Here is a 22,935-nt window from a genome sequence, read left to right as displayed (position 1 = left end):
ATTTGAAAGGAGCAAAAAGATGGCAAAAGAATTCGGTCGTTCTCAGCGTGTTGCTCAGGAATTGCAAAAAGAAATTGCCCTGATTATTCAGCGCGAAATCAAAGATCCCCGTCTCGGTATGATGGTAACCGTATCCAGTGTCGAAGTGTCACGCGACCTGGCCTATGCCAAAGTATTTGTCACATTCCTGAATGATAAAGACGAAGATGCAGTAAAAGCAGGGGTTAAAGCATTACAGGATGCTTCCGGCTTTATCCGTACTCTGCTGGGTAAAGCGATGCGCTTGCGTATTGTCCCGGAACTGACGTTTTTCTATGATAATTCCCTGGTCGAAGGTATGCGTATGTCTAACCTGGTATCCAATGTAGTTAAGCGGGATAACGAACGTCGCGGCGATAAGCCTGAAGAGCACGAGGAGGACTGATGGGACGTCCCCGTCGCCGTGGGCGTGATATCCACGGGGTATTACTGCTGGATAAGCCCACGGGTATATCCTCCAATGATTTGCTGCAAAAAGTAAAACGTATTTATAACGCGAACAGGGCCGGCCATACGGGCGCGCTGGATCCGCTGGCAACGGGCATGCTGCCCATTTGCCTCGGTGAAGCGACCAAATTTTCCCGTTACCTGCTCGACTCTGATAAACGTTACCGTGTTATCGCCCGGCTCGGCCAGCGTACCGATACCTCCGATGCGGATGGTAATGTGGTTGAAGAACGTCCGGTCCGTTTTACTGCCGCTGAGCTTGCTCAGGCGCTGGACAGTTTTCGCGGGCAAACCCTGCAAGTGCCTTCTATGTTTTCGGCACTGAAACATCAGGGACGCCCGTTATATGAATATGCCCGTCAGGGTATCACTGTTGAACGGGAACCCCGGCCGATCACTGTCCATGAGTTACAGTTTATCCGTCATCAGGATGATGAACTGGAGCTGGAAATTCATTGTTCAAAAGGCACCTATATCCGGACCATTATTGATGATCTGGGTGAAAAGCTTGGCTGCGGTGCTCATGTCACCATGCTGCGCCGTGTACAGGTCGCCCGTTATCCGATGGATAAAATGGTCACCCTGGAGCAGTTACAAACACTGGCCGCGCCGGACCCACAGGGACACACCGATCTGGCGGCCCTGGATGCGTTACTGATGCCAATGGACAGCCCTGCGGAAGACTATCCGCTGGTGAATTTGCCGGAATCCGTCAGTCACTGGTTTAAACTCGGTCAGCCGGTACAAATTGCCGGTGCGCCAGCCAATGGCCTGGTGCGCGTCAGTGAAGGCGACAGTCAGAAGTTTATCGGTATGGCAGAAATCGACGATCAGGGGCGTGTTGCACCGCGCCGACTGGTGGTTGAATATTTCGACTGAGTTATTTGCACTCATGTCGGCCGCAGAGTAGAATGACGCGGCTTTAAAGTGGGGAGCTGAATTAGAGATCGGCAACCTGAAATCAACACATATATTGGAGTTTATTATGTCTCTAAGCGTAGAAGCTAAAGCAGAGATCGTTGCTAAATTCGGTCGTGGTACCAATGACAGTGGTTCAACTGAAGTTCAGGTTGCTCTGCTGACTGCACAGATTAACCACCTGCAGGGTCACTTTTCTGAGCACAAAAAAGACCACCACAGCCGTCGCGGTCTGCTGCGTATGGTTTCCCAGCGTCGTAAGCTGCTGGATTACCTGAAGCGTAAAGATGTTGCACGTTACTCGAGCCTGATCGAAGCTCTGGGTCTGCGTCGCTAAGTCTGAAGAGTTTTTTCAATGGTCTGTACGTTGCGTTATCAGCCGTGCTGTTCCGGCGAAAAAATTTGAGCGAGTTTCGCGAAAAGGGGCCTGTATGGCCCCTTTTTTCGGGGGACTGGCAGTATTTCTGCTAAAACTCATGTATTGTTACCGTGAGTGATCTTTATTTGCACGATTCGCGCGGCTAATGAGAAACCTTATCCCACCGGCAGTACGGAAAGATTTGTCATTAGTCGCGAGGATGCTGGAAGATCAAAACCCATGATACAGAGAGCCTGAAAAAGGCTATCTGATTAAAAATTAAAGGATCTAAACTTTGCTGAATCCGATTGTACGTAAATTCCAGTATGGCCAGCATACCGTCACTCTGGAAACAGGAATGATGGCCCGTCAGGCGACTGCTGCTGTGATGGCAAGCATTGATGATACCTGTGTATTCGTGACCGTTGTCGGTCAGAAGAAAGCGAAACCAGGCCAGGACTTTTTCCCGTTAACGGTTAACTATCAGGAGCGTACTTACGCTGCCGGCCGTATCCCGGGAAGCTTCTTCCGTCGTGAAGGTCGTCCGAGTGAAGGTGAAACACTGATTGCGCGTCTGATTGACCGTCCGGTGCGTCCGCTGTTCCCTGAAGGTTTTGTCAATGAAGTACAGGTTATTGCAACTGTTGTTTCTGTTAACCCACAGGTTAACCCGGACATCGTGGCAATGATTGGTGCGTCAGCGGCCCTTTCTTTATCTGGTATTCCGTTCAATGGTCCCATCGGTGCAGCCCGTGTTGGTTACATCAATGATCAGTATGTTCTGAACCCGACCACTGAAGAGATGGCTAACACCCGTCTGGATCTGGTGGTGGCCGGTACCGAGAATGCGGTACTGATGGTTGAGTCAGAAGCTGATGTACTGAGCGAAGAACAAATGCTGGGTGCGGTGGTCTTTGGCCATGAGCAACAGCAGGTTGTGATCGAAAATATTAAATCTCTGGTTGCTGAAGCAGGCAAACCACGCTGGGACTGGCAGCCGGAAGCGGCAAATGAAGCTCTGAATTCACGTATTGCTGCACTGGCTGAAGCTCGTCTGAGTGACGCTTACCGCATTACAGAGAAACAGCAACGCTATGAGCAGGTTAACCTGATCAAAAGCGAAACTATTGCTGCACTGAAAGCAGAAGATGAAGCACTGGATGAAGGCGAAATCAGTGACCTGCTGCACGCCATCGAGAAAAACGTTGTCCGTGCACGTATTCTGAACGGCGAACCGCGTATCGATGGACGTGAAAAAGATATGGTTCGTGGTCTGGACGTTCGTACTGGTGTTCTGCCGCGTACCCACGGTTCAGCACTGTTTACCCGTGGTGAAACTCAGGCACTGGTTACGGCAACACTGGGTACCACCCGTGATGCGCAGAACCTGGATGAGCTGATGGGCGAAAGAACCGACAGCTTCCTGTTCCACTACAACTTCCCTCCGTACTCTGTGGGCGAAACCGGTATGGTGGGTTCACCAAAACGCCGTGAAATCGGCCACGGTCGTCTGGCGAAGCGCGGCGTGCTGGCGATGATGCCAAAAGCCGATGTCTTCCCGTACACTGTACGTGTGGTATCAGAAATCACCGAATCTAACGGTTCATCATCTATGGCATCAGTCTGTGGTGCTTCTCTGGCACTGATGGATGCCGGGGTGCCTATCAAAGCCGCAGTAGCGGGTATTGCGATGGGTCTGGTGAAAGACGGCGAACGTTATGTTGTCCTGTCTGATATCCTGGGCGACGAAGATCACCTGGGTGATATGGACTTTAAAGTTGCCGGTAGCCGCGACGGTGTGACTGCACTGCAGATGGACATCAAAATCGAAGGTATTACCCGCGAAATTATGCAGGTTGCATTGAACCAGGCGAAAGGTGCGCGTTTGCATATCCTGGGTACCATGGAACAGGCAATCAGCACCCCGCGTATCGAAATATCTGAATTTGCACCACGTATTCATACTATTCGTATCAATCCGGACAAAATCAAAGATGTTATCGGTAAGGGGGGGGCAGTTATCCGTGCTCTGACCGAAGAGACCGGTACCACTATCGAAATCGAAGATGACGGTACCGTAAAAATTGCGGCTACTGATGGTGACAAAGCGAAAGAAGCTATCCGCCGTATCGAAGAAATCACCGCAGAAATCGAAGTGGGCCGTATTTATAACGGTAAAGTCACCCGTATCGTTGATTTCGGAGCATTCGTTGCCATTGGTGGCGGTAAAGAAGGTCTGGTACATATTTCTCAGATCGCTGAAAAGCGTGTAGAAAAAGTGACAGACTATCTGCAGATGGGCCAGGAAGTTCCGGTTAAAGTACTGGAAGTCGACCGTCAGGGTCGTGTACGCCTGAGCATCAAAGAAGCGGCTGAAAAACCGCAGGCAGAAGAAACCGCAGCGACGAATCCGTCCGACGCCGGTTAAGCGTTCGATGATTTTCCTGCTCTCCGGACACCCGGAGAGCAGGATTTCTGTTATCGCGAGGGCAGGATTCCTTTGCACGGCAGGCGGATGACAGGATATTCATCCTAATGTTTGTATTCGGGAGTGGGATAATGAAGCCTTATTTGCGCTGGGGTTTTGTTGCGACAGCTTTATTGCTGGCAGGATGCAGCAGCTCTAATTGGCGTCAGAACGAAGTTCTTGCCGTGCCTTTGCAGCCAACGTTGCAGCAGGAAGTCATCCTGGCACGTATGGAACAAATTCTTGCCAGTCGTGCTCTCACCGATGATGAACGCGCACAGCTGTTATATGAGCGCGGAGTGTTGTATGATAGTTTAGGTTTGCGGGCACTCGCACGGAACGATTTTTCCCAAGCGTTGTCTATCAGACCAGATATGCCAGAAGTATTTAACTATCTTGGTATATACTTAACGCAGGCAGGTAATTTTGATTCTGCCTATGAAGCGTTTGATTCTGTACTTGAGCTTGATCCAACTTACAATTATGCGCATTTAAACCGTGGTATCGCGCTGTATTACGGCGGTCGATACAAGTTAGCGCAAGATGATCTGCTGGCGTTTTATCAGGACGATCCTAATGATCCTTTTCGTACGCTTTGGCTCTATCTCGACGAACGTGAGATAAATGCAGACAAAGCGAAAGTCGCGCTCAGGCAGCGTTATGACTCGGCGAACAGAGATCAATGGGGATGGAATATTGTCGAATTCTACCTGGGCGATATCAGTGAAAAAACACTGATGGCGCGTTTACAGGCGGATGCTACGGATAACACCTCGCTCGCTGAACATCTCAGTGAAACCAACTTCTATTTAGGTAAGTATTACCTAAGTCTGGGGGAGAAGGATAACGCGGAAGCGTTATTCAAACTGGCGGTTGCCAACAATGTGAATAACTTTGTTGAACACCGATACGCATTGTTGGAACTGGCGGAACTTGGCCAGGCACAAGACGATTTATCAGAATCCGACCAGCAATAGCTGACGACATTTAACGCCCTTTGTTTATGTATCCTGTCATCCTTCGGGGTGAGGGGTGTTTTATTCGTCAAAAACTTCTAATTTGAGCCGGTTCACACTTTTCAATGAAAATAACTGAAAGTTTTCATGACGAGTTATGTAGACTGGCCGCCGTTATCTAAGAGGCACGTGTACTACATGACTGATATTCAAACCACTTTTTCCGATCTGGGCCTTAACGAATCCATTTTGTCTGCACTGAATGACATGGGATACGTTAAACCATCGCCAATCCAGGCTGCCTGTATTCCTCATCTGCTGGAAGGCCGTGATGTTCTGGGTATGGCTCAGACCGGAAGTGGTAAAACAGCGGCATTCTCTTTGCCATTGCTGAACAACATTGATCCTTCTCTGAAAGCACCACAAATTCTGGTGCTGGCACCGACCCGTGAGTTGGCGGTACAGGTAGGTGAAGCTGCTACTGAGTTTTCTAAACATATGCGCGGCGTTAACGTTCTGGCCCTGTACGGTGGTCAGCGTTACGACGTACAGCTGCGCGCCCTGCGTCAGGGACCACAGATTGTTGTCGGTACTCCCGGCCGTCTGCTGGATCACCTGAAACGCGGTACTCTGGACCTGTCTAACCTGCGTGGTCTGGTGCTGGACGAAGCTGATGAAATGCTGCGTATGGGCTTCATCGAAGACGTTGAAACCATTATGGCGCAGATCCCTGAAGGGCATCAGACAGCGCTGTTCTCTGCGACTATGCCGGAAGCAATCCGTCGTATTACCCGTCGCTTTATGAAAGATCCACAGGAAGTGCGCATTCAGTCCAGCATCACTACCCGTCCGGACATCAGCCAGTCTTACTGGACTGCTTACGGCCGTAAGAGCGATGCACTGGTACGTTTCCTGGAAGCAGAAGATTTTGATGCGGCGATTATCTTCGTTCGTACCAAAAATGCCACCCTGGAAGTTGCTGAAACTCTGGAGCGCAGTGGTTACAGCAGTGCAGCACTGAACGGTGACATGAACCAGTCACTGCGTGAACAGACTCTGGAACGCCTGAAAGATGGTCGTCTGGATATTCTGATTGCCACCGACGTTGCCGCACGTGGTCTGGACGTTGAACGTATCAGCCTGGTGGTAAACTACGACATCCCTCTGGATGCAGAATCTTACGTACACCGTATTGGCCGTACTGGCCGTGCGGGTCGTGCGGGGCGTGCTTTACTGTTCGTGGAGAACCGTGAGCGTCGTCTGCTACGCAACATCGAACGCACCATGAAGCTGACGATTCCGGAAGTTGAACTGCCAAATGCAGAACTGCTGAGCAGCCGTCGTCAGGCGAAATTTGCTGAGCGCGTACAGCAGCAACTGGAAAGCAGCGATCTGGATCAGTATCGTGCACTGCTGGAGAAATTATCGCCGCAGGAAGATCTGGATATGGAAACTCTGGCTGCCGCTCTGCTGAAAATGGCCCAGGGTGAACGTCCGTTAATCGTCCCTGCTGATGCACCTCGTCCTGCACGCCGTGAGTTCCGTGACCGTGATGAGCGTGGCAGCCGTGATGATCGTCGTGGTAACCGTGAAGGTGGCCGTGATGGTGATCGTCCGCGTCGTGAGCGTCGCGATGTCGGCGAAATGCAGATGTACCGCATTGAAGTTGGCCGTGATGATGGTGTTGAAGTGCGTCATATCGTTGGTGCTATCGCTAACGAAGGTGATATCAGCAGCCGCTATATCGGTAACATCAAATTGTTTGGTACCCACTCAACAATTGAATTACCAAAAGGTATGCCGGGTGAAGTTCTGCAGCACTTTACGAAAACTCGTATTCTGAACAAGCCGATGAATATGCAACTGATTGGTGATGCACCGCAGTCACGTGAGCCACGTCGTGGTGGCCGTGAAGGTGGTCGTGAGGGCGGCGGTCGTCGTTTTTCGGATCGTCGTGAAGGTGGTCGTGAAGGCGGTCGTGGTTTCGGTGGAAACCGTGAAGGTCATCGTGGTCAGCGTCGTGAAGATGGTGCCGCACCGGCTGCCCGTCGTCGCGAATATTAATCGTTAGTCATTACTGCCGGCGGGAACAGCATCGCTGTTTGCGCCGGGTCAGAAAATAAAAAAGCGATGGTGAAAACCATCGCTTTTTTTATATCTGCTGGCCGGTGGCAGATCAGTGTTTCAGCGATTCTGCCGCGGCCATGGCCAGGGAGAACGAATAAATCCGTGCCTCATTATCAAAAATCTGCCCGTTAATCATCAGTTCATCTGGCTGGTATTGCTGCTGCAAAGATGCCAGTCCCTGGGTGACAGAGGCCTGGTCTCCGACCAGCGATATCCCCAGCGCCCGGTCAACACCATATTTTTCGGCCGGCGACCAGACCGTATCCATATTTTCGACCGGGGCAGGTAACGGCCCGGGCATACCACGACGCAGGTTAATAAACTGCTGTTGTTGTGAAGTAAACAGAAAGCGCGCTCTGGCTTTACTTTCGGCGGCAATCACATTCACACCAATCATCACATAAGGTGCTGCCAGCCGGTCGGAAGGACGGAAATTTTCGCGGTAAAGAGTCACTGCCTGCGACAGCATATCCGGTGCAAAATGAGAAGCGAAGGCGAAAGGTAACCCCATCCGCGCCGCAAGCTGTGCACTGTACAGGCTGGAACCCAGCAGCCATACCGGAACCCGTAGCCCGGTGCCCGGAACCGGCTGAACATCAAAAGCGGTACCTGCCGGAGCATCAAACCAGCGGATCAGCTGTTCAATGTCCTGCGGGAAGTTGTCTTCGGCATTGCCACTCATATGACGGCGCAGTGCCATCATGGTCCGCTGGTCAGAGCCCGGTGCACGGCCAATACCCAGATCAATCCTGTCAGGATACAGAGTGGCGAGAGTACCAAATTGTTCCGCAATCACCAGCGGGGCATGGTTAGGCAGCATAACACCGCCTGATCCCAGACGCAGATGGCGGGTATTTGCGGCCAGGTAGCCAATCAGCACCGACGTAGCGGCACTGGCAATCCCGGTCATATTATGGTGCTCAGCCAGCCAGTAACGATGATACCCGGCGGATTCGGCGTATTTTGCCAGTGCCAGTGAATTGCTAAAAGCAGTTCGCGGGTCAGAGTGTTCAGGGACCGGGGAAAGATCCAGTACTGAAAGTTTGAAGGGCTTGAGCTCAGACATAGTCATACCTTTATCACACCGAAATCTCTGACGGATTACCGGCAGAGTGACGCAGAACACGTCACTCTCAATGTATCGGGTTTTGTTTAGGATCACCTAAGCCGATTGTGCCCCTGGCGGGTTATCCAGCGCCATCCCTTCAATATTGCGCCAGTAACCGTTGCAGTGGTCGATTGGTACTAAATCAAAGGGAGCCTCACCGTTCTGGTTGTTACGTAACTGTCGTATCAGCGCCGGTGTCTGTAAATCTGACGGTGATACACGGAAAACATCTACCAGCCCGTGCATCCCTTTCTGTGCATTGCCGAGGTGATAACAGTATCCGCTCATGGTCTGAATTCCGTTCAGTACAAACACCTGCTGCCCTTCCTGTGACAGTACCTTGCGGCCCTGCGGGTAACGGATACAGCAAGTCTCACAATGGTCTTTATCACGATTTTCCGAGCGGGCGGTAAAACAGCGTGCGGATAATGCCAGCGGCAGATATCCGTAACCAAACACTTCCACTTCAAACTGATCGCGAAATCCGGCGTCTTCGCACGCTTTCAGCAACTCTGACAGCCAGTCCCGCGACAGTTCCACCGGCATACACCAGCGTATCATTCCCTGTCTGAGGAGTATTTTCAGGGCCGGTGCGTTGTAGATATTCAGTGCATGTCCGGCAACAAAAGGCAGCCCATGCTCAGCGGCAAGATTGACGGTGCCCATATCGCTGGCCTCGATCATAAACTCACCGTTGCTGATATAGCGTTTTAATTCTTTCAGTTCGGAAGGGGACTGTAGCAGGGATAAGGTACTCAACACCACCTGCTTACCGGCTGTCGCCAGCGGGCGGGCCAGTTCCATCCATTGTCCGAAGGAGGTGGCACGGCGTTTGCTGCATACTGCCTCACCGAGATAAATAATATCTGCGGTACTGCTGGCCGCCTGCTGATAAAACGCATCTAATTTTTCTGTTGGCCAGTACCACAGTACCGGCCCGAGGGCGTATTTCATCGGCTATCCTTATTGCCATTGGCGGTGCAGCGCACCCAGTGTGGTTTGTGTGCCTTCCGCCAGCTCACCAAGTTGTTGCATCCAGCGCGGATCCACCCCGAAGTTACCGTCGGCATTCTGGCAATGATCAATTGCCTGTCGCCAGACTGAAGTTACCTGCCGTACATACGCAGGGCTGCGTTGCCGGCCTTCAATCTTCACTGAAACAATGCCCATCCGCTGCAGTTCCGGCAGCAGTGCCAGGGTATTCAGGCTGGTGGGTTCTTCAAGGACGTGATAGCGCTGCCCGTCGACCAGGTAGCGGCCTTTACACAGGGTCGGGTAACCGGCGTTTTCATCCAGCCGGAAACGGTCAATAAGCACGTTATTCAGCCGCGAATCCATACCCTGGCCTGTGGTCTGCCAGCGGACAAATTTGGCCGGAGAACAGGCTCCCGCCGTATTCGGAGATTCACCGGTCATCCAGGAAGACAGATAACAGCGCCCCTCCGCCATAATGCACAGGCTGCCGAAAGCAAATACTTCCAGCGGCACTGTCGTTTCCCGGGCCAGTTGCCGTACCTGATGTAATGACAGCACCCTTGGCAGCACCACCCGATGGACAGCAAATTCGCGCTGGTAGAAACGTATCGCTTCTGTATTCGTCGCAGAAGCCTGAACCGATAAATGCCGTTCCGTCCGGGGATAACGTGACGAAGCGTACTCCAGCAGTGCCGGATCGGCGAGGATCAGTGCATCAGCACCACTGTTTACTGCAACATCAATCGCCTGTTTCCAGCGGTTAAAACCGGCCGGATGAGCAAAGGTATTGATAGCAACATGCAACTTTCTCTGGTGCTGATGCAGATATTTTGCCGCCTGTTCCAGACGTTCAGGGGTAAAATTCAGCCCGGTGAAATGCCGTGCATTAGTATCATCTTTCAGGCCGACATACACTGCATCTGCCCCCTGTTCCACTGCAGTTTTCAGGGCGGGAAGATTACCTGCCGGACATAACAGTTCCATACGTCTCTCCACAGAATTTACAGGGAAGAAAGTGTAGGGAAATTTATCCGCCAGAAAGTTGATTCAGGGCAGAGTATTACCGGATAGTCACGAAGATCACCGGATCTACAGATAAAATGGCGTTTTTGTTCTGATGTCAGATTAAGGAAGATACCATGCTGCAGCGCTTACATTATCAACTGGTTAACAGGATGCCGGGATTACTGGCCACCCCTCTGGGCAGGGTGCCGTTGTTCTGCAAAAAAATGTGTCTCCGACAGCTGATCAACTGGCAGTACCAGCAATTGATTGCTGACGGTGAAATTGATTTTCTGCAACAACGCAGGCTGGGTATTGATATCAGTGATCTGCGCTGGAAATGGGTGATGACTCTGGAGGCAGGGCGGATTATCGTGACTGATGATTCAGTGGCGGATGTCTGGTTCCGGGCAGGAATTAATGATCTGATTTTACTCGCGGCAGGTCGTAAAGACCCGGATATGTTATTCTTCCAGCGCCGGCTGATTGTGGAAGGTGATACAGAATTGGGGCTTGCGGTAAAAAACCTGATGGATGCTATCGAACCCGAAGCAATGCCGGCGTTATTATATAACGGGTTGCAGCATCTTGCTGCATTTACAGAAGCAGGAATGACACAGGACGCCAGCGTTATTACGGTGCGCGAAGAGAACTCATGCTAATTCGGACTGAGATTGGTATTGATGCACCAGGCATCGACCGTTTATTAAAACACTGTTTTGGCTCAGAGCATGAAGCGAAACGGGTCAGAATGCTGCGCGAACAGGGGCTGCTTACTCTGGGTGTGGTTGCGACAGATGATGAAGGGCAGGTACTGGGTTATGCGGCGTTCAGTCCGGTAACTTCAGGCGGTGAAGATCATGGCTGGGTGGTGTTATATCCGCTGGCAGTGAACAGTGACCAGCCTGCGGGGCTGGATGAAAAACTGGTCTGTGAAGCCCTGGATACCCTGAATGAGTTTGGCTACAGTGCAGTGATCGCCGAAAATCAGACTGCCTGCCTGCCACGGGTCGGTTTTACTGTCGCTGATGGTTTGGAATACCAGTGCCCGGCCGGTCATACGCAACAGGCCCTGCTTATCTATCCGCTGGCAAATGGTCCGACAGAAACGGGCCACGGAACACTGACATTCTCAGCGCCTTTTTACGGATGATCTTTAAACCAGAGTAACAGGTTATCGGGTTGCTGAGCGACCAGTAACAGTTTATCCCTGCGGGATCGTTGCTTAAGCTGATATTCAAGTTTTGACGCCAGCGAACGATCACCGGCAGGGCATTGAAACACTAAGCTTAACGGACCTTTGCCGCGCAAAGCTTTAGCACCGTTACCCTGCTGATGGCGCATAAAGCGCCGTGCAACATCTGTAGTGATGCCCGTATATAAGGCACCTGATGCGGTACGCACCATATAAAGGGACCAGCACTTTTCCATCAGTATCTTTTTCCTGTCCTGATTTTTGCAGGCAGTGTAGCCTGCAGTTTCTCGTGATGCCATTGGGTAATGGCTAAGGTCTGAATATGTTTGATTTAACACATTGTATTAATTACCTTAAAAAACATCATGTACTGACCCTGTGTACCGGCAGCGGTGAAAGCCTGTGGGCTGCGAATTGCTTTTATGTGTTTGATGAACAGGAAATAGCTTTCTGGCTGATGACAGAAGAAAGTACCCGTCATGGTCAGCTGATGTTGAAAAACAACCGGGTGGCAGGTACCGTGACGACCCCGACAGAGTCAGTGATGAAAATTAAAGGCATTCAGTACACCGGTGAAATTTTTCGACCGCAGGGTGAGCGGCTACAGCAGGCAGTCGCCTGTTACCAGCGGCAGTTTCCGGTTGCCAGAGCGATGAAAGCCCCTTTGTGGGAAATCCGTCCTGATCAACTCAAAATGACCGATAATACACTCGGTTTTGGCAAAAAAATCCACTGGTCACGTTCGGCCTGAATGTTATTTGGCGGTACTGACGCAGGGAGGCGGGCAGCCCCTTTGCGATCCTCTGGCGTACAGGATACTGCGCCTGCGCCGCTTCCCCTTCTCCTTCCTTGATCTGTTGCCATGTACAAAAAGTCACAATAAATAAAATCAGGTTATTCATAAAGATAACTTTTATTTATTAATTTCCTTTGCAATCATCTCTGATGTTATCTATTAGTTAATGCCTGATGTGTTCATCGTAAATACATTATCGGTAACTTTACTTTATTTATAAATCATTTTTCCGGAGCTGAAACCAGGCTCTGTGAGCATTTCACCTGCATACAGTCATACAGTCACTTTTTCTCATTGTGTAATATTTTTTATCAATGAGTTGTCCGGTATATCTGTTTTCAGTGGGGGAGTCTATGCAAAACAGTAAAGCTTCAGAACCTCAGTCCTGGTCGCCGACGGCGCACCATATTGTCCGGCGTAATGAGAAAGGAATGTTACCTAATCTGACCTCGCTGAACGGCATTCGCTTTATCGCGGCGATCAGTGTGTTTCTGTTTCACTCGACCCTGGGTCCGATTCTGGCACCGTTTTCTGATCCTCAGGTCAGTCACTGGTATTACGTGATCTTCAGTAAAAGCGGCTGGGTCAGTGTATCTATGTTCTTTATCCTGAGCGGTTTTGTGATGGGATGGTCGTCCCGCCCGGTCGATCACCCGCTGCGCTTTTATAAACGTCGCTTTGCAAAGATCTACCCGGTAAATGTGGTGGTTATGGTGATTGTGGTCGCGACCGGGGTGATCAGTTTCCGGCGGCCGGATATCTGGTTACCTAACTTATTTCTGGTTCAGAGCTGGATCCCGCGGGCAGAGAATTATATTGGCGGGAATACACCCAGCTGGTTTTTATGCGCTATCATTTTGTTTTATATTATTTTTCCTTTTGTTTTCCGCTGGGTGAAAGCCCTCCCCGCAGATAAACTGTGGACCACCATCTTTATCTGCTATCTCGGCATGATCATCAGTCAGGTCATTATTTTCTATGCGACCCGTCATGAAACACCGCTGCCCGGCTGGCCTTTTAAAGTCGGTGAAATCGAGTGGTGGCTGTCTTACACTTTCCCGCTGACCAGGGTATTTGAATTCGTTATCGGGCTGGTACTTTCCCGTATTATTCTCGAAGGTTACTTTATCCGCATCAGTACTGTTACCAGTACTCTGCTGGTGGCCGCCAGCTACATTATTGATGTGAATTTACCTTTTCAGTTCAGTTATAACCTGATTACGTTATATCCGCTGGTTTTCCTGCTGGGATCTCTGACTGTCGGTGATATCCGGGGAAAAAAATCATTCCTGAATTTACCGGTAATGCAGTGGCTGGGTAATATTTCTTTCGGCTTCTATATGATCCATTTCACTATCTTAATCCTGCTGAAACGCTGGGCAGGGGGCGAGAAATTTAATCTCCCTGACGGGATTTTGATACTGGTATTCGCGGCAGTCGTCAGTGTGCTCCTGGGCTGGATCCTGTATAAATTTGTGGAAATTCCCTGCGGAAATTACCTGAATTCCAGGTCCGGATCTAAAAAACAGACTGCCAATGCGCAGCAGGCCCGCGAGTGACAGCAATGCTGTTCTGAGTCCTGATGATGCAGTCTTGTCGGGTCAGGGCTCAGCGCAGATACCAGATACGCTGATTTCTGCTACCGCGCCATTTCAGGGTCAGATCTTTCTGGCTATCGATAAATTTACCGTCGATCAGTACATTAATACGAGCCACTATTTTGCGCTGTTCATTGGTGAGCCACTGAAAGCGGTAACCGCTCCACAGCCAGATATCTTTGCCGGGACACTCAGCATTTATCCGGCTGACCAACCGTAATATTGTGCTGATATTGGCCGGATACAGTGGATCTCCGCCAGACAATGATAGTCCCTGGCGGGGAATGCGGCTGTCGTTAAGGTCGGTGATAATCTGATCTTCCAGGTCCGGAGTGAACGGATACCCTGAGTCCGGCCGCCAGGTTGACTGGTTGTAGCATCCCCGGCAGTGATGTTCACAACCGGAGACAAACAACGTACAGCGGGTACCCGGACCGTTTACCACGTCCAGAGGATAATAGCGGTGGTAATTCATATACCGGGCCTTATATACCGTTCGGCATATGTTTTACGCGACGCGTTACTTCTTCCTGCTTACCGGCGTTGAAAGGTCTGGCATCGGGGCTGCCAAGATAGCCGCATACCCGCCTGGTGACTGACACCCGGGCCGGATCATGATTTCCGCACTGCGGACAGGTAAATCCCTTACTGGTACAACTGAATTCACCTTTAAAGCCACAGTTATAACATTCATCAATGGGCGTATTGGTGCCATAGTAAGGAATACGTGAATAGCTGTAATCCCAGACATCTTCGAGAGCTTTCAGATTATGTTGCAGATTCGGGTACTCGCCGTAGCAAATAAAACCGCCATTAGCGATTTGCGGATAAGGCGCTTCAAAATCAATCTTATCGTAGGGGTTAGCGGCTTTTTCGACATCCAGGTGGAAGCTGTTGGTGTAATAGCCTTTATCGGTTACTCCGGCGACAAGCCCGAACTCTGCAGCATCCAGCCGGCAGAAACGGTCACACAGGTTTTCACTGGGAGTACTGTACAGACTGAACCCATAGCCAGTTTCGGTTTTCCACTGATCTGTTGCCTGCCGCAGCCGGGTGACAATCGCCAGCGCTTTTTCCTGCAATTCCGCCGAATCAAACAGGTGCTGCCGGTTACCTGTCAGGGCATTGATGGTTTCATGCAGGCCGATATATCCCAGAGACACGGATGCCCGGCCGTTACGGAAAATTTTGCCGACTTTTTCATCGGCCTGCAAACGTACCCCGCAGGCACCTTCCATATAGAGTATGGGGGCAACCCTGGCACAGGTATTTTCCAGACGGCTGATTCGGCTCATCAGTGCCTGTTTCGCCGTATCCAGCCGCTGTTCCAGCAATGACCAGAAACGGGTTTCATCACCGCCGGCTTGCAGGGCTATACGGGGTAAATTCAGGCTGACCACCCCGATATTATTACGTCCTTCATGGATCTGCCGGCCATCTTCTTCATATACGCCGAGGAAACTGCGACAGCCCATCGGGGTTTTAAACGACCCGGTCACTTTTACGACCTGATCATAATTCAGAATATCCGGATACATCCGCTGGCTGGCACATTCCAGTGCCAGTTGCTTGATATCATAATTAATGTCTTCGGGACGGCGGTTTACTCCCTCGCGGATAGCAAACACCAGCTTCGGAAATACGGCCGTTTTACGGTTTTTTCCCAGTCCGGCAAGGCGGTTTTTCAGGACAGAGATCTGAATCAGCCGTGAAGCACGTGACGTTCCCAGCCCGAAGCCAAAGGTGACAAAAGGGGTCTGGCCATTAGCGGTATGCAGGGTATTTACCTCATACTCCAGCGACTGAAAAGCATCGAAACACTCTTTACGGGTACGTGCATCCGCATAGCCTTCCACATCCTTAATCTGCCATTCACGGGCAATCTCCCGATGGCGTTGCAGGCTGGCATCAACGAACGGGGCCAGTACTTCATCAATACGGTTAATCGTTGTACCGCCATAAATATGGCTGGCGACCTGCGCGATAATCTGGGCGGTGACTGCGGTTGCGGTGGCTATAGATTTTGGCGGAGTAATTTCAGCGTTACCCATTTTAAACCCGTGGGTCAGCATGCCCTGTAAATCAATCAGCATACAGTTAAACATCGGAAAGAAAGGGGCATAATCGAGATCGTGGTAATGGATCTCGCCGCGATCATGCGCCTGCATCACCGCCGGCGGTAAAATATGCTGTCGTGCGTAATGTTTAGCCACAATCCCTGCCAGTAAGTCGCGCTGTGTAGGGATCACTTTACTGTCTTTGTTGGCGTTCTCATTCAGCAGAGCGGCATTGGTTTGTTCCACCAACCCCTGAATTTCCTGGTGTAAACGGCTGTGCTGTTCGCGTATTTTGTCGCGATCATGGCGATATTCAATATAACAACGGGCGACTTCCGGAAAACGGCCTGCCATTAATTTGTTTTCGACCGTCTGTTGTATCAGGCTGATATCCAGTACAGGCTGTCGCTGTAATTCGGTACAGATAACGGTGGTCATGGCTTCACAATAATTTTTATCTGTGACCCCCGCAGCTTCAGCTGCCGCAGTAATGGCATGCATAATGCGCTGGCGGCAGAAAGCGACCTTGCAGCCATCCCGTTTAATCACCAGATGATCCATGATTATTTCCTGTATATTGTGTTTTGGTGATTTTAAAACACAATATGTAGTGAATTAAGCGAAATAGTTGCAGAGAGTTTGATTAAAAACAAAGAAGCGGAGAGGAGGCTATCGTGGAAAAATGACACGGGCAGTATCTGAAACGATACTGTTCCCGGAATGTTCCGGGAACAGACAGACTGATTAGCGGCGTACAGCGATTGCTTCAATCTCAATTTTTACGTCTTTCGGCAGCCGGGCGACTTCAACGCAGGAGCGAGCAGGGAAACCGGCGTTATTTTCAGTAAAAAAAGCTTCGTAAGTCGCATTGACCGTGGCAAAGTCATTCAGGTCTTTCACAAAAACCGTTGTTTTTACAATATCACCGACACTCAGGCCGGCCTGCTCAATGATTGCCTGCACATTTGCCAGTGACTGACGGGTCTGCGCTGCAACATCATCTGCAACTTCACCGGTTTTCGGGTCCACAGGGATCTGGCCGGAAGTGATAACCATATTCCCGAGATCGACAGCCTGTACATAAGGGCCGATAGCGGCAGGTGCTTTTTCGGTACTGATGACGCGAGACATAAATTCCCCTTAATGATAATTCAGAAGGCGGTGGCGCCTTCTGCCAGATGTTTTCCCATTATAGAAGCGCCGGTGTTGATTACCAGTGTCCTATAACAACATGATGTGCAAATTCTTTTTCACAGTATTTGCATCTCAGTGAGATATCTCCGGCACGCTGGCGTACCGTAAATACCGAGTGAACCGGCTCATTATGGCTGATGCAATTACTATTGGGGCAGGTCAGCACCCGTTCAATTCGTTCCGGCATTGCCGGGATACTCTTGGCCACCACATCATAGTTATCAATCCGGTTAACGGTGGCATGGGGGGCATAAATTGCCAGCTGATTAATCTGATCATCCGTAAGAAAGGTATTCTCAATTTTGATCAAATCCTTACGCTGCATTTCACCGGAAGGCAGATTCAGCCCGATAGTAATGCGCTGGTCTGTTTCGGTCAGCCGGAATAGCGACAGCAGACGGAAGCCGACACGGGCCGGAATATGGTCGATAACCGTACCGCATTTAATCGCTTCTACCTGTAATTTAGTATCCTGAGTCATGATTATCTCTCCCCGTTATGCCGTCAGTTGTTCGTTTAATACCAGCGCCAGTAATGCCTGGCGGGCATAAATCCCGTTTCCGGCCTGACGGAAATACCAGGCGTGGGGGGTACTGTCGACATCCGTATCAATTTCATCGACCCGTGGCAGGGGGTGTAATACTTTCATGCTATCACGGGCACCGGCTAAATCGGCGGCCCTTAACACGAACTGTGCTTTGACGTTGGCGTATTCTGACGGGTCGAGGCGCTCTTTCTGTACCCGTGTCATATATAAAATATCTGTCTGCGGCATCACCTCTTCAATAGAGGTATGGCGCGACCAGACAATCCCTTTTTCATCCAGTAAATCGGTGATATAAGCGGGCATTGCCAGCGCATCCGGTGCGATAAAAAAGAAACGGTTATTGCTGAATTTAGCCAGTGCCTGGGTCAGTGAATGCACGGTCCGGCCATATTTTAAATCACCGACCATCGCGATATTCAGGTTATCCAGCCGTTGCTGGGTCTCACTGATGGTAAACAGGTCCAGCAGCGTCTGGGTCGGGTGCTGATTGGCACCATCACCGGCATTCAGGATCGGTATATCACCGGAGAATTCTGTTGCCAGCCGTGCCGCGCCTTCCTGCGGATGTCGCATCACGATGGCATCGACATAGGTACTGATCACTGAAATCGTATCTGCCAGGGTCTCGCCTTTTTTCCCCAGCGAGGTATTACCACTGTCAGAAAAGCCAACCACTGAGGCTCCCAGCCGGTGGATGGCAGTTTCAAACGATAACCGGGTACGGGTGGAGGCTTCGAAGAAACAACTGGCGATCACTTTATGCTGCAGCAGTTCCGGCTGCGGTGAGGCTTTCAGCCGGGCGGCAGTGTCTAACACTAACTCCAGCTCTTCACGGCTGAGGTCATTGATAGAGATAATATGCTTTCGATAGAGAGGGTTAGCCATTATTGATGTCCTCGGCACGAGCAGATGGCGGGCAAAAAAAAGCCCCTGAAACAGGGGCTTTAACAGAATAGGTAGTAATGCCGGAGAAAAAAGGGCTATCGCCCGCAGCAAAGCGGATACGGGTATCAGAGTGTGTCATCATCTGTGCCATGCTTTCTCCCGGAAAATTTTCGCGCATTATACCGGCCCTGAAATTTCTGACAAGCATTGTCCGCCGGGAAAAAGGGATACCCGGAACAGGTATTATCCGGCATTCAGCAGATGGCGCACCTGTTGGTACAGAGAGCTTATCTGCCGGCTGTGTCTGGGAGCAATCCAGACATTATCGCTGCCGGCAACGACGCCTATCGTCTGGGTCAGTTGCTGGCAGTCAAGAATGCGGGCGATGGCCCGTCCATAACCGGCAGCGGTATGTACCAGAATAAACTCATTATTATGAACGACATCGACGACCATTTCAGCAATCGGACGGCTGGCCTGAGGTAACGGCTGCGCCAGCGGGCTGAGGGTATAAATCCGTTGCCCGCGGCTATTACGGATTTTGATCACCCCGAGGTTTTTAAGTAACCGTGAAATGGTTGACTGGCTGATCATCGGATAGCCATAGCGCTGGAGATCCTTGCGCAGAGCTTCCTGAGAAATATAGCTGTTTTGCAGGATCAGCCGCTGGCAGAGTGCCAGCTGTTGCAGTTCTCTGCTGGTGGCTGGCGAGGTAATAGGCATAAATGACATCTCCGTTGTCGGACCTGACAGAAACTGCCCGGATACCTTACATCCTCGTATCAGGCCGTCCGCTGGTCATCATAGTAGCGCAGAGACACTCAGCATAACTATGTTCATAATCACAAGAATAGCCAGTAGCGGAGCCACCCATTTCAGGTAACGGATATAAGGGATTCTGGCAATCGCCAGACCGCCCATTACCACACCGGAGGTTGGAGTAATCAGATTCACCAGCCCGGAAGCCGACTGGTACACTGTGACGACCAGATCCCGTCCGATACTGGCAAAATCGGCCAGTGGTGCCAGTACCGGCATACTGAGAACCGCCAGTCCGGAAGAAGAAGGGATCAGGAATGACAGCACGATCTCAATCAGCCAGGTCACATTAATAAACACTACCGGCGGTAACCCCGTGACCAATTGCTCAGCCATATTGAGCAGTGTATGGGTGATCATTCCGTTATCCATCACCACTACGATCCCGCGGGCAATACCGATGATCAATGCCACACCGAGCAGATCCCGCGCACCGTCGATAAATGCCGTGGTAAAGTCTTCCTCACTTATCCGGGCTATCAGTCCGGTGATAATGGCTGCGCCCAGGAACATGGCGGAAATTTCGCCCATCCACCAGCCTTTCACTGCCACACCATAAATCATCATCACAAAGGCCGCAGCAAACAGCAGCAGGATAATTTTACGTACCGGGGTAAAGGCTAAAGGTTCATCCCCTTGCTGAGCCAGAAAGTAACGACGGTTCTCTTCTGCTTTATCGGCCAGTACGGATAAATCAGGGTGATTACGGATACGGATAGCATAGCGGCGGACCCACCAGACGCAGGTCAGCCAGCCACTGATCAGGATAATGATCCGCAACAGCATACCGTCGGTAAACGGAATCCCGGCGGCATTGGCCGCAATCACCGTGGAAAACGGATTAATCGTCGATCCGAGGGTACCGATACCGGCCCCCAGTAATACGGTGGCGGCAGCAACCATAGGATCAAAGCGGGCAGCGATCATCACCGGCACCAGCAGTGAATAAAACGGCAGTGACTCTTCTGCCATCCCGTAAATGGTGCCACCAAGGGCAAATACGCCCATCAGTATCGGGATCATCCACTCTTCTTTACCTTTCAGTTTTAAGGTAACCCGCTGGATCCCCGCATCAATGGCACCGGTTCTGTTGGTCACACCGAGGAACCCGCCGATAATCAGAATAAACAGCGCCACATCAATCGCCCCGGCATTACCCGTACGGTGATCCCACAGGCCATCGATGGGAGCCAGTAAAATATCGCTGATCCCCTGAGGATTAGGATCGACGGCCTGCCAGGTACCTGCCACCGGCACGGTTTTACCCAGGGTGTCATTCATTACCATCTGATACTGCCCGGCGGGGATCAGCCAGCTCAGTGCGGCGACCAGAATAATCAGCATAAACAGAATGGTATAGGCGGAGGGGAATTTAAAGGTCTTCATTGTTATTTCTCCCTGACAGGTACGCCGCCAGGCGTACCTGTGGTCGGTTAGTCTGCCAGGGTTGCGACCATGACTGCCTTGATGGTGTGCATCCTGTTTTCTGCTTCATCAAACACAATCGAACAGGATGACTCAAACACCTCATCAGTGACTTCCAGGCCCTTCAGGCCATAAGTCTCTTCGATTTCACGGCCTACAGAGGTGTGCTCATTATGGAAAGCGGGCAGGCAATGCATAAATTTCACACCGGGATTCCCGGTTGCCGCGATCACTTGCTGGTTTACCTGATAAGGCTGCATCAGGCTGACGCGCTCTGCCCAGGCCGCTTTGGCTTCTCCCATTGACACCCAGACATCGGTATACAGAAAATCCACCCCCCGCACCCCGTCACTGACCGATTCGGTCAGGAGAATCCGGGCACCGCTGTCCGCCGCAATAGCCTGACATTGTTGTACCAGGGTCTCTTGCGGCCAGAAATCACGCGGTGCTACCAGCCGGATATCCATACCGATAATGGCAGCGGCGACCATCAGTGAATTACCCATGTTGTTGCGGGCATCCCCCAGGTAAGCAATGCTCAGGGATGAGAGCGCTCTGTCTGGTGCATGCTCCTGCATAGTCATTAAATCAGCCAGAATCTGGGTCGGATGAAACTCATCAGTCAGTCCGTTCCAGACCGGTACACCGGCGAATTCCGCCAGCTGTTCGACAATTGGCTGACCAAAGCCACGGTATTGAATGCCGTCGTACATCCGGCCCAGTACCCGGGCGGTATCTTTCATTGATTCTTTATGGCCAATCTGTGAACCCGATGGCCCGAGATACGTAACCCTTGCCCCCTGATCGAAAGCCGCGACTTCGAAAGCACAGCGGGTGCGGGTGGAACTCTTCTCGAAGATCAGCGCAATATTCTTACCGGTTAACCGGGGATGCTCTTCGCCGCGCTGTTTATCCTGTTTCAACTGACGGGCGAGTGTCAGCAGGTAATCAATTTCTTCCGCTGTGTAATCCAGCAGTTTCAGAAAATGGCGGTGTTTCAGGTTAACTGACATATAAAATCCTTATCTGAATTATCCTTTTCCGGCTCCCGAAGAAGCCGGTGTTGAGTAACAGCACCGGCTGGCTGGCCGTTATCCGGCAACAATCAGTGTGCCTTTTTTCCCGGAAAGAATGCTGCAGCCGTCCTGCAGAGCACCAATCCCGGCAATTCCGTGGCACTGCCTGACAAACCGGCAGCAGGCCGACACTTTTGGTCCCATCGATCCGGCATCAAACCTCAGTTCTTCCAGTGAACTGGCGGTTGTCTGAGCAATGGCTTCCTGTGACGGGGTATTCCAGTTCAGGTACACGGCATCTGCATCGGTGAGGATCAGTAACGCATCCGCATTCAGCTGGCGCGCCAACAGGGCGGCAGACTGATCTTTATCAATCACGGCCTCCACTCCCTGTAACCCGTTTTCACCTTCTGTGACCGGAATTCCGCCCCCGCCGTTACAGATCACCAGATGATCATCGGCCAGCAATGTGATGATCGCCGCGCTCTCGACAGTACTGACCGGCAGAGGTGAGGGCACCACCCGGCGAAAACCGTATCCGTCGGCTTTTATCTGCCACGGGTTGTCTGCCGGTAATGCAGCCAGCTGATCGGCTGAATACAGCGGACCGATAAACTTACAGGGATCCTGAAATGCCGGATCCAGCGTATCGACCTTCACCTGTGTCAGAAGGGTGGTAATATGGGTATCCGGCAGACAGTTTTTCAGGGCCTGCTGCAGCATATAGCCAATCATTCCCTGGGTTTCGGCCCCCAGCACATCCAGCGGGTAGGGGTTGACGGAGGTATAAGCAGCATTCTGTAGTGCCAGCAGCCCGACCTGAGGCCCGTTACCATGCACCAGTACCACCCGCCATTGTGCGGTCAGTCCGGCAATCACGCTGGCGGCAATCAGGATATTTTTTTGCTGAATACCGGCTTCCAGAGGGTCGCCGCGTTTCAGCAGCGCATTGCCTCCCAGAGCAACGACCAGTATCGGTTTTTTGTCCATATTATTTGTCCCGCTC

At 51.2% G+C, this 22,935-nt stretch carries 24 protein-coding genes; 10 read left to right on the top strand and 14 right to left on the bottom strand.

What is annotated here, in order from left to right:
* Positions 1-19 precede the first annotated feature (19 nt).
* The 6 genes from rbfA to JK198_RS07110 all read left to right on the top strand — a co-directional run bounded on the left by rbfA (position 20) and on the right by JK198_RS07110 (position 7,249).
* Entirely contained in the window at positions 20-424 is a 405-nt protein-coding gene (rbfA, locus tag JK198_RS07140) for a 30S ribosome-binding factor RbfA (RefSeq protein WP_212707653.1), read from the top strand.
* Entirely contained in the window at positions 424-1,365 is a 942-nt protein-coding gene (truB, locus tag JK198_RS07135; protein WP_212707654.1) for a tRNA pseudouridine(55) synthase TruB, read from the top strand. Before rbfA ends, truB begins: the two co-directional genes overlap by 1 nt.
* 106 nt (positions 1,366-1,471) lie before the next feature.
* Complete coding sequence (rpsO, locus tag JK198_RS07130; protein WP_212707655.1) at positions 1,472-1,741, top strand: 30S ribosomal protein S15; 270 nt, start codon at positions 1,472-1,474, stop codon at positions 1,739-1,741.
* Positions 1,742-2,057: 316 nt separating this feature from the next.
* On the top strand, positions 2,058-4,190 hold the full coding sequence (pnp, locus tag JK198_RS07125; RefSeq protein WP_212707656.1) for a polyribonucleotide nucleotidyltransferase: 2,133 nt from the start codon (positions 2,058-2,060) through the stop codon (positions 4,188-4,190).
* Positions 4,191-4,321: 131 nt separating this feature from the next.
* Positions 4,322-5,206, top strand: coding sequence for a lipoprotein NlpI (nlpI, locus tag JK198_RS07120; RefSeq protein ID WP_212707657.1), 885 nt, complete (start codon positions 4,322-4,324; stop codon positions 5,204-5,206).
* Between the two features lie 177 nt (positions 5,207-5,383).
* Positions 5,384-7,249, top strand: a complete 1,866-nt coding sequence (locus JK198_RS07110; protein WP_212707658.1) for a DEAD/DEAH family ATP-dependent RNA helicase — start codon at positions 5,384-5,386, stop codon at positions 7,247-7,249.
* 112 nt (positions 7,250-7,361) lie between these two features.
* On the opposite strand, the gene JK198_RS07105 is transcribed toward JK198_RS07110, so the two are convergent.
* From JK198_RS07105 to JK198_RS07095, 3 genes are all read right to left on the bottom strand, one after another.
* A complete protein-coding gene (locus JK198_RS07105) occupies positions 7,362-8,378 on the bottom strand; it encodes a luciferase-like monooxygenase (RefSeq protein WP_212710558.1) in 1,017 nt (338 codons plus the stop codon).
* Between the two features lie 96 nt (positions 8,379-8,474).
* Positions 8,475-9,374, bottom strand: coding sequence for a U32 family peptidase (locus JK198_RS07100; protein WP_212707660.1), 900 nt, complete (start codon positions 9,372-9,374; stop codon positions 8,475-8,477).
* Positions 9,375-9,383: 9 nt separating this feature from the next.
* A complete protein-coding gene (locus JK198_RS07095; RefSeq protein WP_212710557.1) occupies positions 9,384-10,379 on the bottom strand; it encodes a peptidase U32 family protein in 996 nt (331 codons plus the stop codon).
* A gap of 155 nt (positions 10,380-10,534) precedes the next feature.
* On the opposite strand from JK198_RS07095, the gene JK198_RS07090 reads away from it, so the two are divergent.
* Together JK198_RS07090 and JK198_RS07085 are read left to right on the top strand one after the other, a co-directional pair.
* Positions 10,535-11,059 carry an SCP2 sterol-binding domain-containing protein gene (locus JK198_RS07090; RefSeq protein ID WP_212707662.1) on the top strand — a complete coding sequence of 175 codons (525 nt, stop codon included), beginning with the start codon at positions 10,535-10,537 and terminating at the stop codon, positions 11,057-11,059.
* Positions 11,053-11,550, top strand: a complete 498-nt coding sequence (locus JK198_RS07085; protein WP_212707663.1) for an N-acetyltransferase — start codon at positions 11,053-11,055, stop codon at positions 11,548-11,550. The genes JK198_RS07090 and JK198_RS07085 overlap by 7 nt, the downstream gene beginning before the upstream one ends.
* Here JK198_RS07085 and JK198_RS07080 read toward each other — a convergent pair.
* On the bottom strand, positions 11,541-11,828 hold the full coding sequence (locus JK198_RS07080) for a GIY-YIG nuclease family protein (protein WP_212707664.1): 288 nt from the start codon (positions 11,826-11,828) through the stop codon (positions 11,541-11,543). The genes JK198_RS07085 and JK198_RS07080 overlap by 10 nt on opposite strands.
* 86 nt (positions 11,829-11,914) lie before the next feature.
* On the opposite strand from JK198_RS07080, the gene JK198_RS07075 reads away from it, so the two are divergent.
* Positions 11,915-12,343 carry a YhbP family protein gene (locus tag JK198_RS07075; protein ID WP_212710556.1) on the top strand — a complete coding sequence of 143 codons (429 nt, stop codon included), beginning with the start codon at positions 11,915-11,917 and terminating at the stop codon, positions 12,341-12,343.
* Positions 12,344-12,741: 398 nt separating this feature from the next.
* Positions 12,742-13,947: an acyltransferase gene (locus JK198_RS07070; RefSeq protein ID WP_212707666.1), complete on the top strand. Its 1,206-nt coding sequence runs from the start codon at positions 12,742-12,744 to the stop codon at positions 13,945-13,947.
* 49 nt (positions 13,948-13,996) lie between these two features.
* On the opposite strand, the gene nrdG is transcribed toward JK198_RS07070, so the two are convergent.
* The 10 genes from nrdG to arcC form a co-directional block, all read right to left on the bottom strand.
* The gene (nrdG, locus tag JK198_RS07065) at positions 13,997-14,461 is read right to left on the bottom strand and encodes an anaerobic ribonucleoside-triphosphate reductase-activating protein (protein ID WP_212707667.1); all 465 of its coding nucleotides are present in this window, start codon (positions 14,459-14,461) and stop codon (positions 13,997-13,999) included.
* 10 nt (positions 14,462-14,471) lie between these two features.
* Positions 14,472-16,604: an anaerobic ribonucleoside-triphosphate reductase gene (gene nrdD / locus JK198_RS07060; RefSeq protein ID WP_212710555.1), complete on the bottom strand. Its 2,133-nt coding sequence runs from the start codon at positions 16,602-16,604 to the stop codon at positions 14,472-14,474.
* Positions 16,605-16,787: 183 nt separating this feature from the next.
* Positions 16,788-17,174: a RidA family protein gene (gene ridA / locus JK198_RS07055; RefSeq protein ID WP_212707669.1), complete on the bottom strand. Its 387-nt coding sequence runs from the start codon at positions 17,172-17,174 to the stop codon at positions 16,788-16,790.
* A 79-nt stretch (positions 17,175-17,253) separates the two neighbouring features.
* Positions 17,254-17,718, bottom strand: coding sequence for an aspartate carbamoyltransferase regulatory subunit (gene pyrI, locus JK198_RS07050; protein ID WP_212707670.1), 465 nt, complete (start codon positions 17,716-17,718; stop codon positions 17,254-17,256).
* Between the two features lie 15 nt (positions 17,719-17,733).
* Positions 17,734-18,669, bottom strand: a complete 936-nt coding sequence (gene pyrB, locus JK198_RS07045; protein ID WP_212707671.1) for an aspartate carbamoyltransferase — start codon at positions 18,667-18,669, stop codon at positions 17,734-17,736.
* Positions 18,662-18,847 carry a hypothetical protein gene (locus JK198_RS07040; protein WP_212707672.1) on the bottom strand — a complete coding sequence of 62 codons (186 nt, stop codon included), beginning with the start codon at positions 18,845-18,847 and terminating at the stop codon, positions 18,662-18,664. Before JK198_RS07040 ends, pyrB begins: the two co-directional genes overlap by 8 nt.
* 65 nt (positions 18,848-18,912) lie before the next feature.
* Positions 18,913-19,392, bottom strand: coding sequence for an ArgR family transcriptional regulator (locus JK198_RS07035; protein ID WP_212707673.1), 480 nt, complete (start codon positions 19,390-19,392; stop codon positions 18,913-18,915).
* A 78-nt stretch (positions 19,393-19,470) separates the two neighbouring features.
* On the bottom strand, positions 19,471-20,874 hold the full coding sequence (locus JK198_RS07030) for a YfcC family protein (protein ID WP_212710554.1): 1,404 nt from the start codon (positions 20,872-20,874) through the stop codon (positions 19,471-19,473).
* 47 nt (positions 20,875-20,921) lie between these two features.
* Positions 20,922-21,926 carry an ornithine carbamoyltransferase gene (argF, locus tag JK198_RS07025; RefSeq protein WP_212707674.1) on the bottom strand — a complete coding sequence of 335 codons (1,005 nt, stop codon included), beginning with the start codon at positions 21,924-21,926 and terminating at the stop codon, positions 20,922-20,924.
* 78 nt (positions 21,927-22,004) lie between these two features.
* Positions 22,005-22,919 (bottom strand): carbamate kinase, encoded by a 915-nt coding sequence (gene arcC, locus JK198_RS07020; protein ID WP_212710566.1) that lies wholly within the window; start codon positions 22,917-22,919, stop codon positions 22,005-22,007.
* Positions 22,920-22,935: the final 16 nt, after the last annotated feature.

Origin of the sequence: Tatumella sp. JGM91 (genome assembly GCF_018257575.1) — a bacterium.
In the GTDB taxonomy this organism is placed as follows: domain Bacteria; phylum Pseudomonadota; class Gammaproteobacteria; order Enterobacterales; family Enterobacteriaceae; genus Tatumella; species Tatumella punctata.
This window is presented reverse-complemented; position numbering and strand designations above follow the sequence as displayed.

Bases quoted from the DNA above. Each gene is read 5' to 3' on its own strand.
- rbfA (WP_212707653.1), top strand. From the start codon at position 20: ATGGCAAAAGAATTCGGTCGTTCTCAGCGTGTTGCTCAGGAATTGCAA.
- truB (WP_212707654.1), top strand. From the start codon at position 424: ATGGGACGTCCCCGTCGCCGTGGGCGTGATATCCACGGGGTATTACTG.
- rpsO (WP_212707655.1), top strand. From the start codon at position 1,472: ATGTCTCTAAGCGTAGAAGCTAAAGCAGAGATCGTTGCTAAATTCGGT.
- nlpI (WP_212707657.1), top strand. From the start codon at position 4,322: ATGAAGCCTTATTTGCGCTGGGGTTTTGTTGCGACAGCTTTATTGCTG.
- JK198_RS07110 (WP_212707658.1), top strand. From the start codon at position 5,384: ATGACTGATATTCAAACCACTTTTTCCGATCTGGGCCTTAACGAATCC.
- JK198_RS07105 (WP_212710558.1), bottom strand. From the start codon at position 8,378: ATGTCTGAGCTCAAGCCCTTCAAACTTTCAGTACTGGATCTTTCCCCG.
- JK198_RS07100 (WP_212707660.1), bottom strand. From the start codon at position 9,374: ATGAAATACGCCCTCGGGCCGGTACTGTGGTACTGGCCAACAGAAAAA.
- JK198_RS07095 (WP_212710557.1), bottom strand. From the start codon at position 10,379: ATGGAACTGTTATGTCCGGCAGGTAATCTTCCCGCCCTGAAAACTGCA.
- JK198_RS07090 (WP_212707662.1), top strand. From the start codon at position 10,535: ATGCTGCAGCGCTTACATTATCAACTGGTTAACAGGATGCCGGGATTA.
- JK198_RS07085 (WP_212707663.1), top strand. From the start codon at position 11,053: ATGCTAATTCGGACTGAGATTGGTATTGATGCACCAGGCATCGACCGT.
- JK198_RS07080 (WP_212707664.1), bottom strand. From the start codon at position 11,828: ATGGAAAAGTGCTGGTCCCTTTATATGGTGCGTACCGCATCAGGTGCC.
- JK198_RS07075 (WP_212710556.1), top strand. From the start codon at position 11,915: ATGTTTGATTTAACACATTGTATTAATTACCTTAAAAAACATCATGTA.
- JK198_RS07070 (WP_212707666.1), top strand. From the start codon at position 12,742: ATGCAAAACAGTAAAGCTTCAGAACCTCAGTCCTGGTCGCCGACGGCG.
- nrdG (WP_212707667.1), bottom strand. From the start codon at position 14,461: ATGAATTACCACCGCTATTATCCTCTGGACGTGGTAAACGGTCCGGGT.
- nrdD (WP_212710555.1), bottom strand. From the start codon at position 16,604: ATGGATCATCTGGTGATTAAACGGGATGGCTGCAAGGTCGCTTTCTGC.
- ridA (WP_212707669.1), bottom strand. From the start codon at position 17,174: ATGTCTCGCGTCATCAGTACCGAAAAAGCACCTGCCGCTATCGGCCCT.
- pyrI (WP_212707670.1), bottom strand. From the start codon at position 17,718: ATGACTCAGGATACTAAATTACAGGTAGAAGCGATTAAATGCGGTACG.
- pyrB (WP_212707671.1), bottom strand. From the start codon at position 18,669: ATGGCTAACCCTCTCTATCGAAAGCATATTATCTCTATCAATGACCTC.
- JK198_RS07040 (WP_212707672.1), bottom strand. From the start codon at position 18,847: ATGCGCGAAAATTTTCCGGGAGAAAGCATGGCACAGATGATGACACAC.
- JK198_RS07035 (WP_212707673.1), bottom strand. From the start codon at position 19,392: ATGCCTATTACCTCGCCAGCCACCAGCAGAGAACTGCAACAGCTGGCA.
- JK198_RS07030 (WP_212710554.1), bottom strand. From the start codon at position 20,874: ATGAAGACCTTTAAATTCCCCTCCGCCTATACCATTCTGTTTATGCTG.
- argF (WP_212707674.1), bottom strand. From the start codon at position 21,926: ATGTCAGTTAACCTGAAACACCGCCATTTTCTGAAACTGCTGGATTAC.
- arcC (WP_212710566.1), bottom strand. From the start codon at position 22,919: ATGGACAAAAAACCGATACTGGTCGTTGCTCTGGGAGGCAATGCGCTG.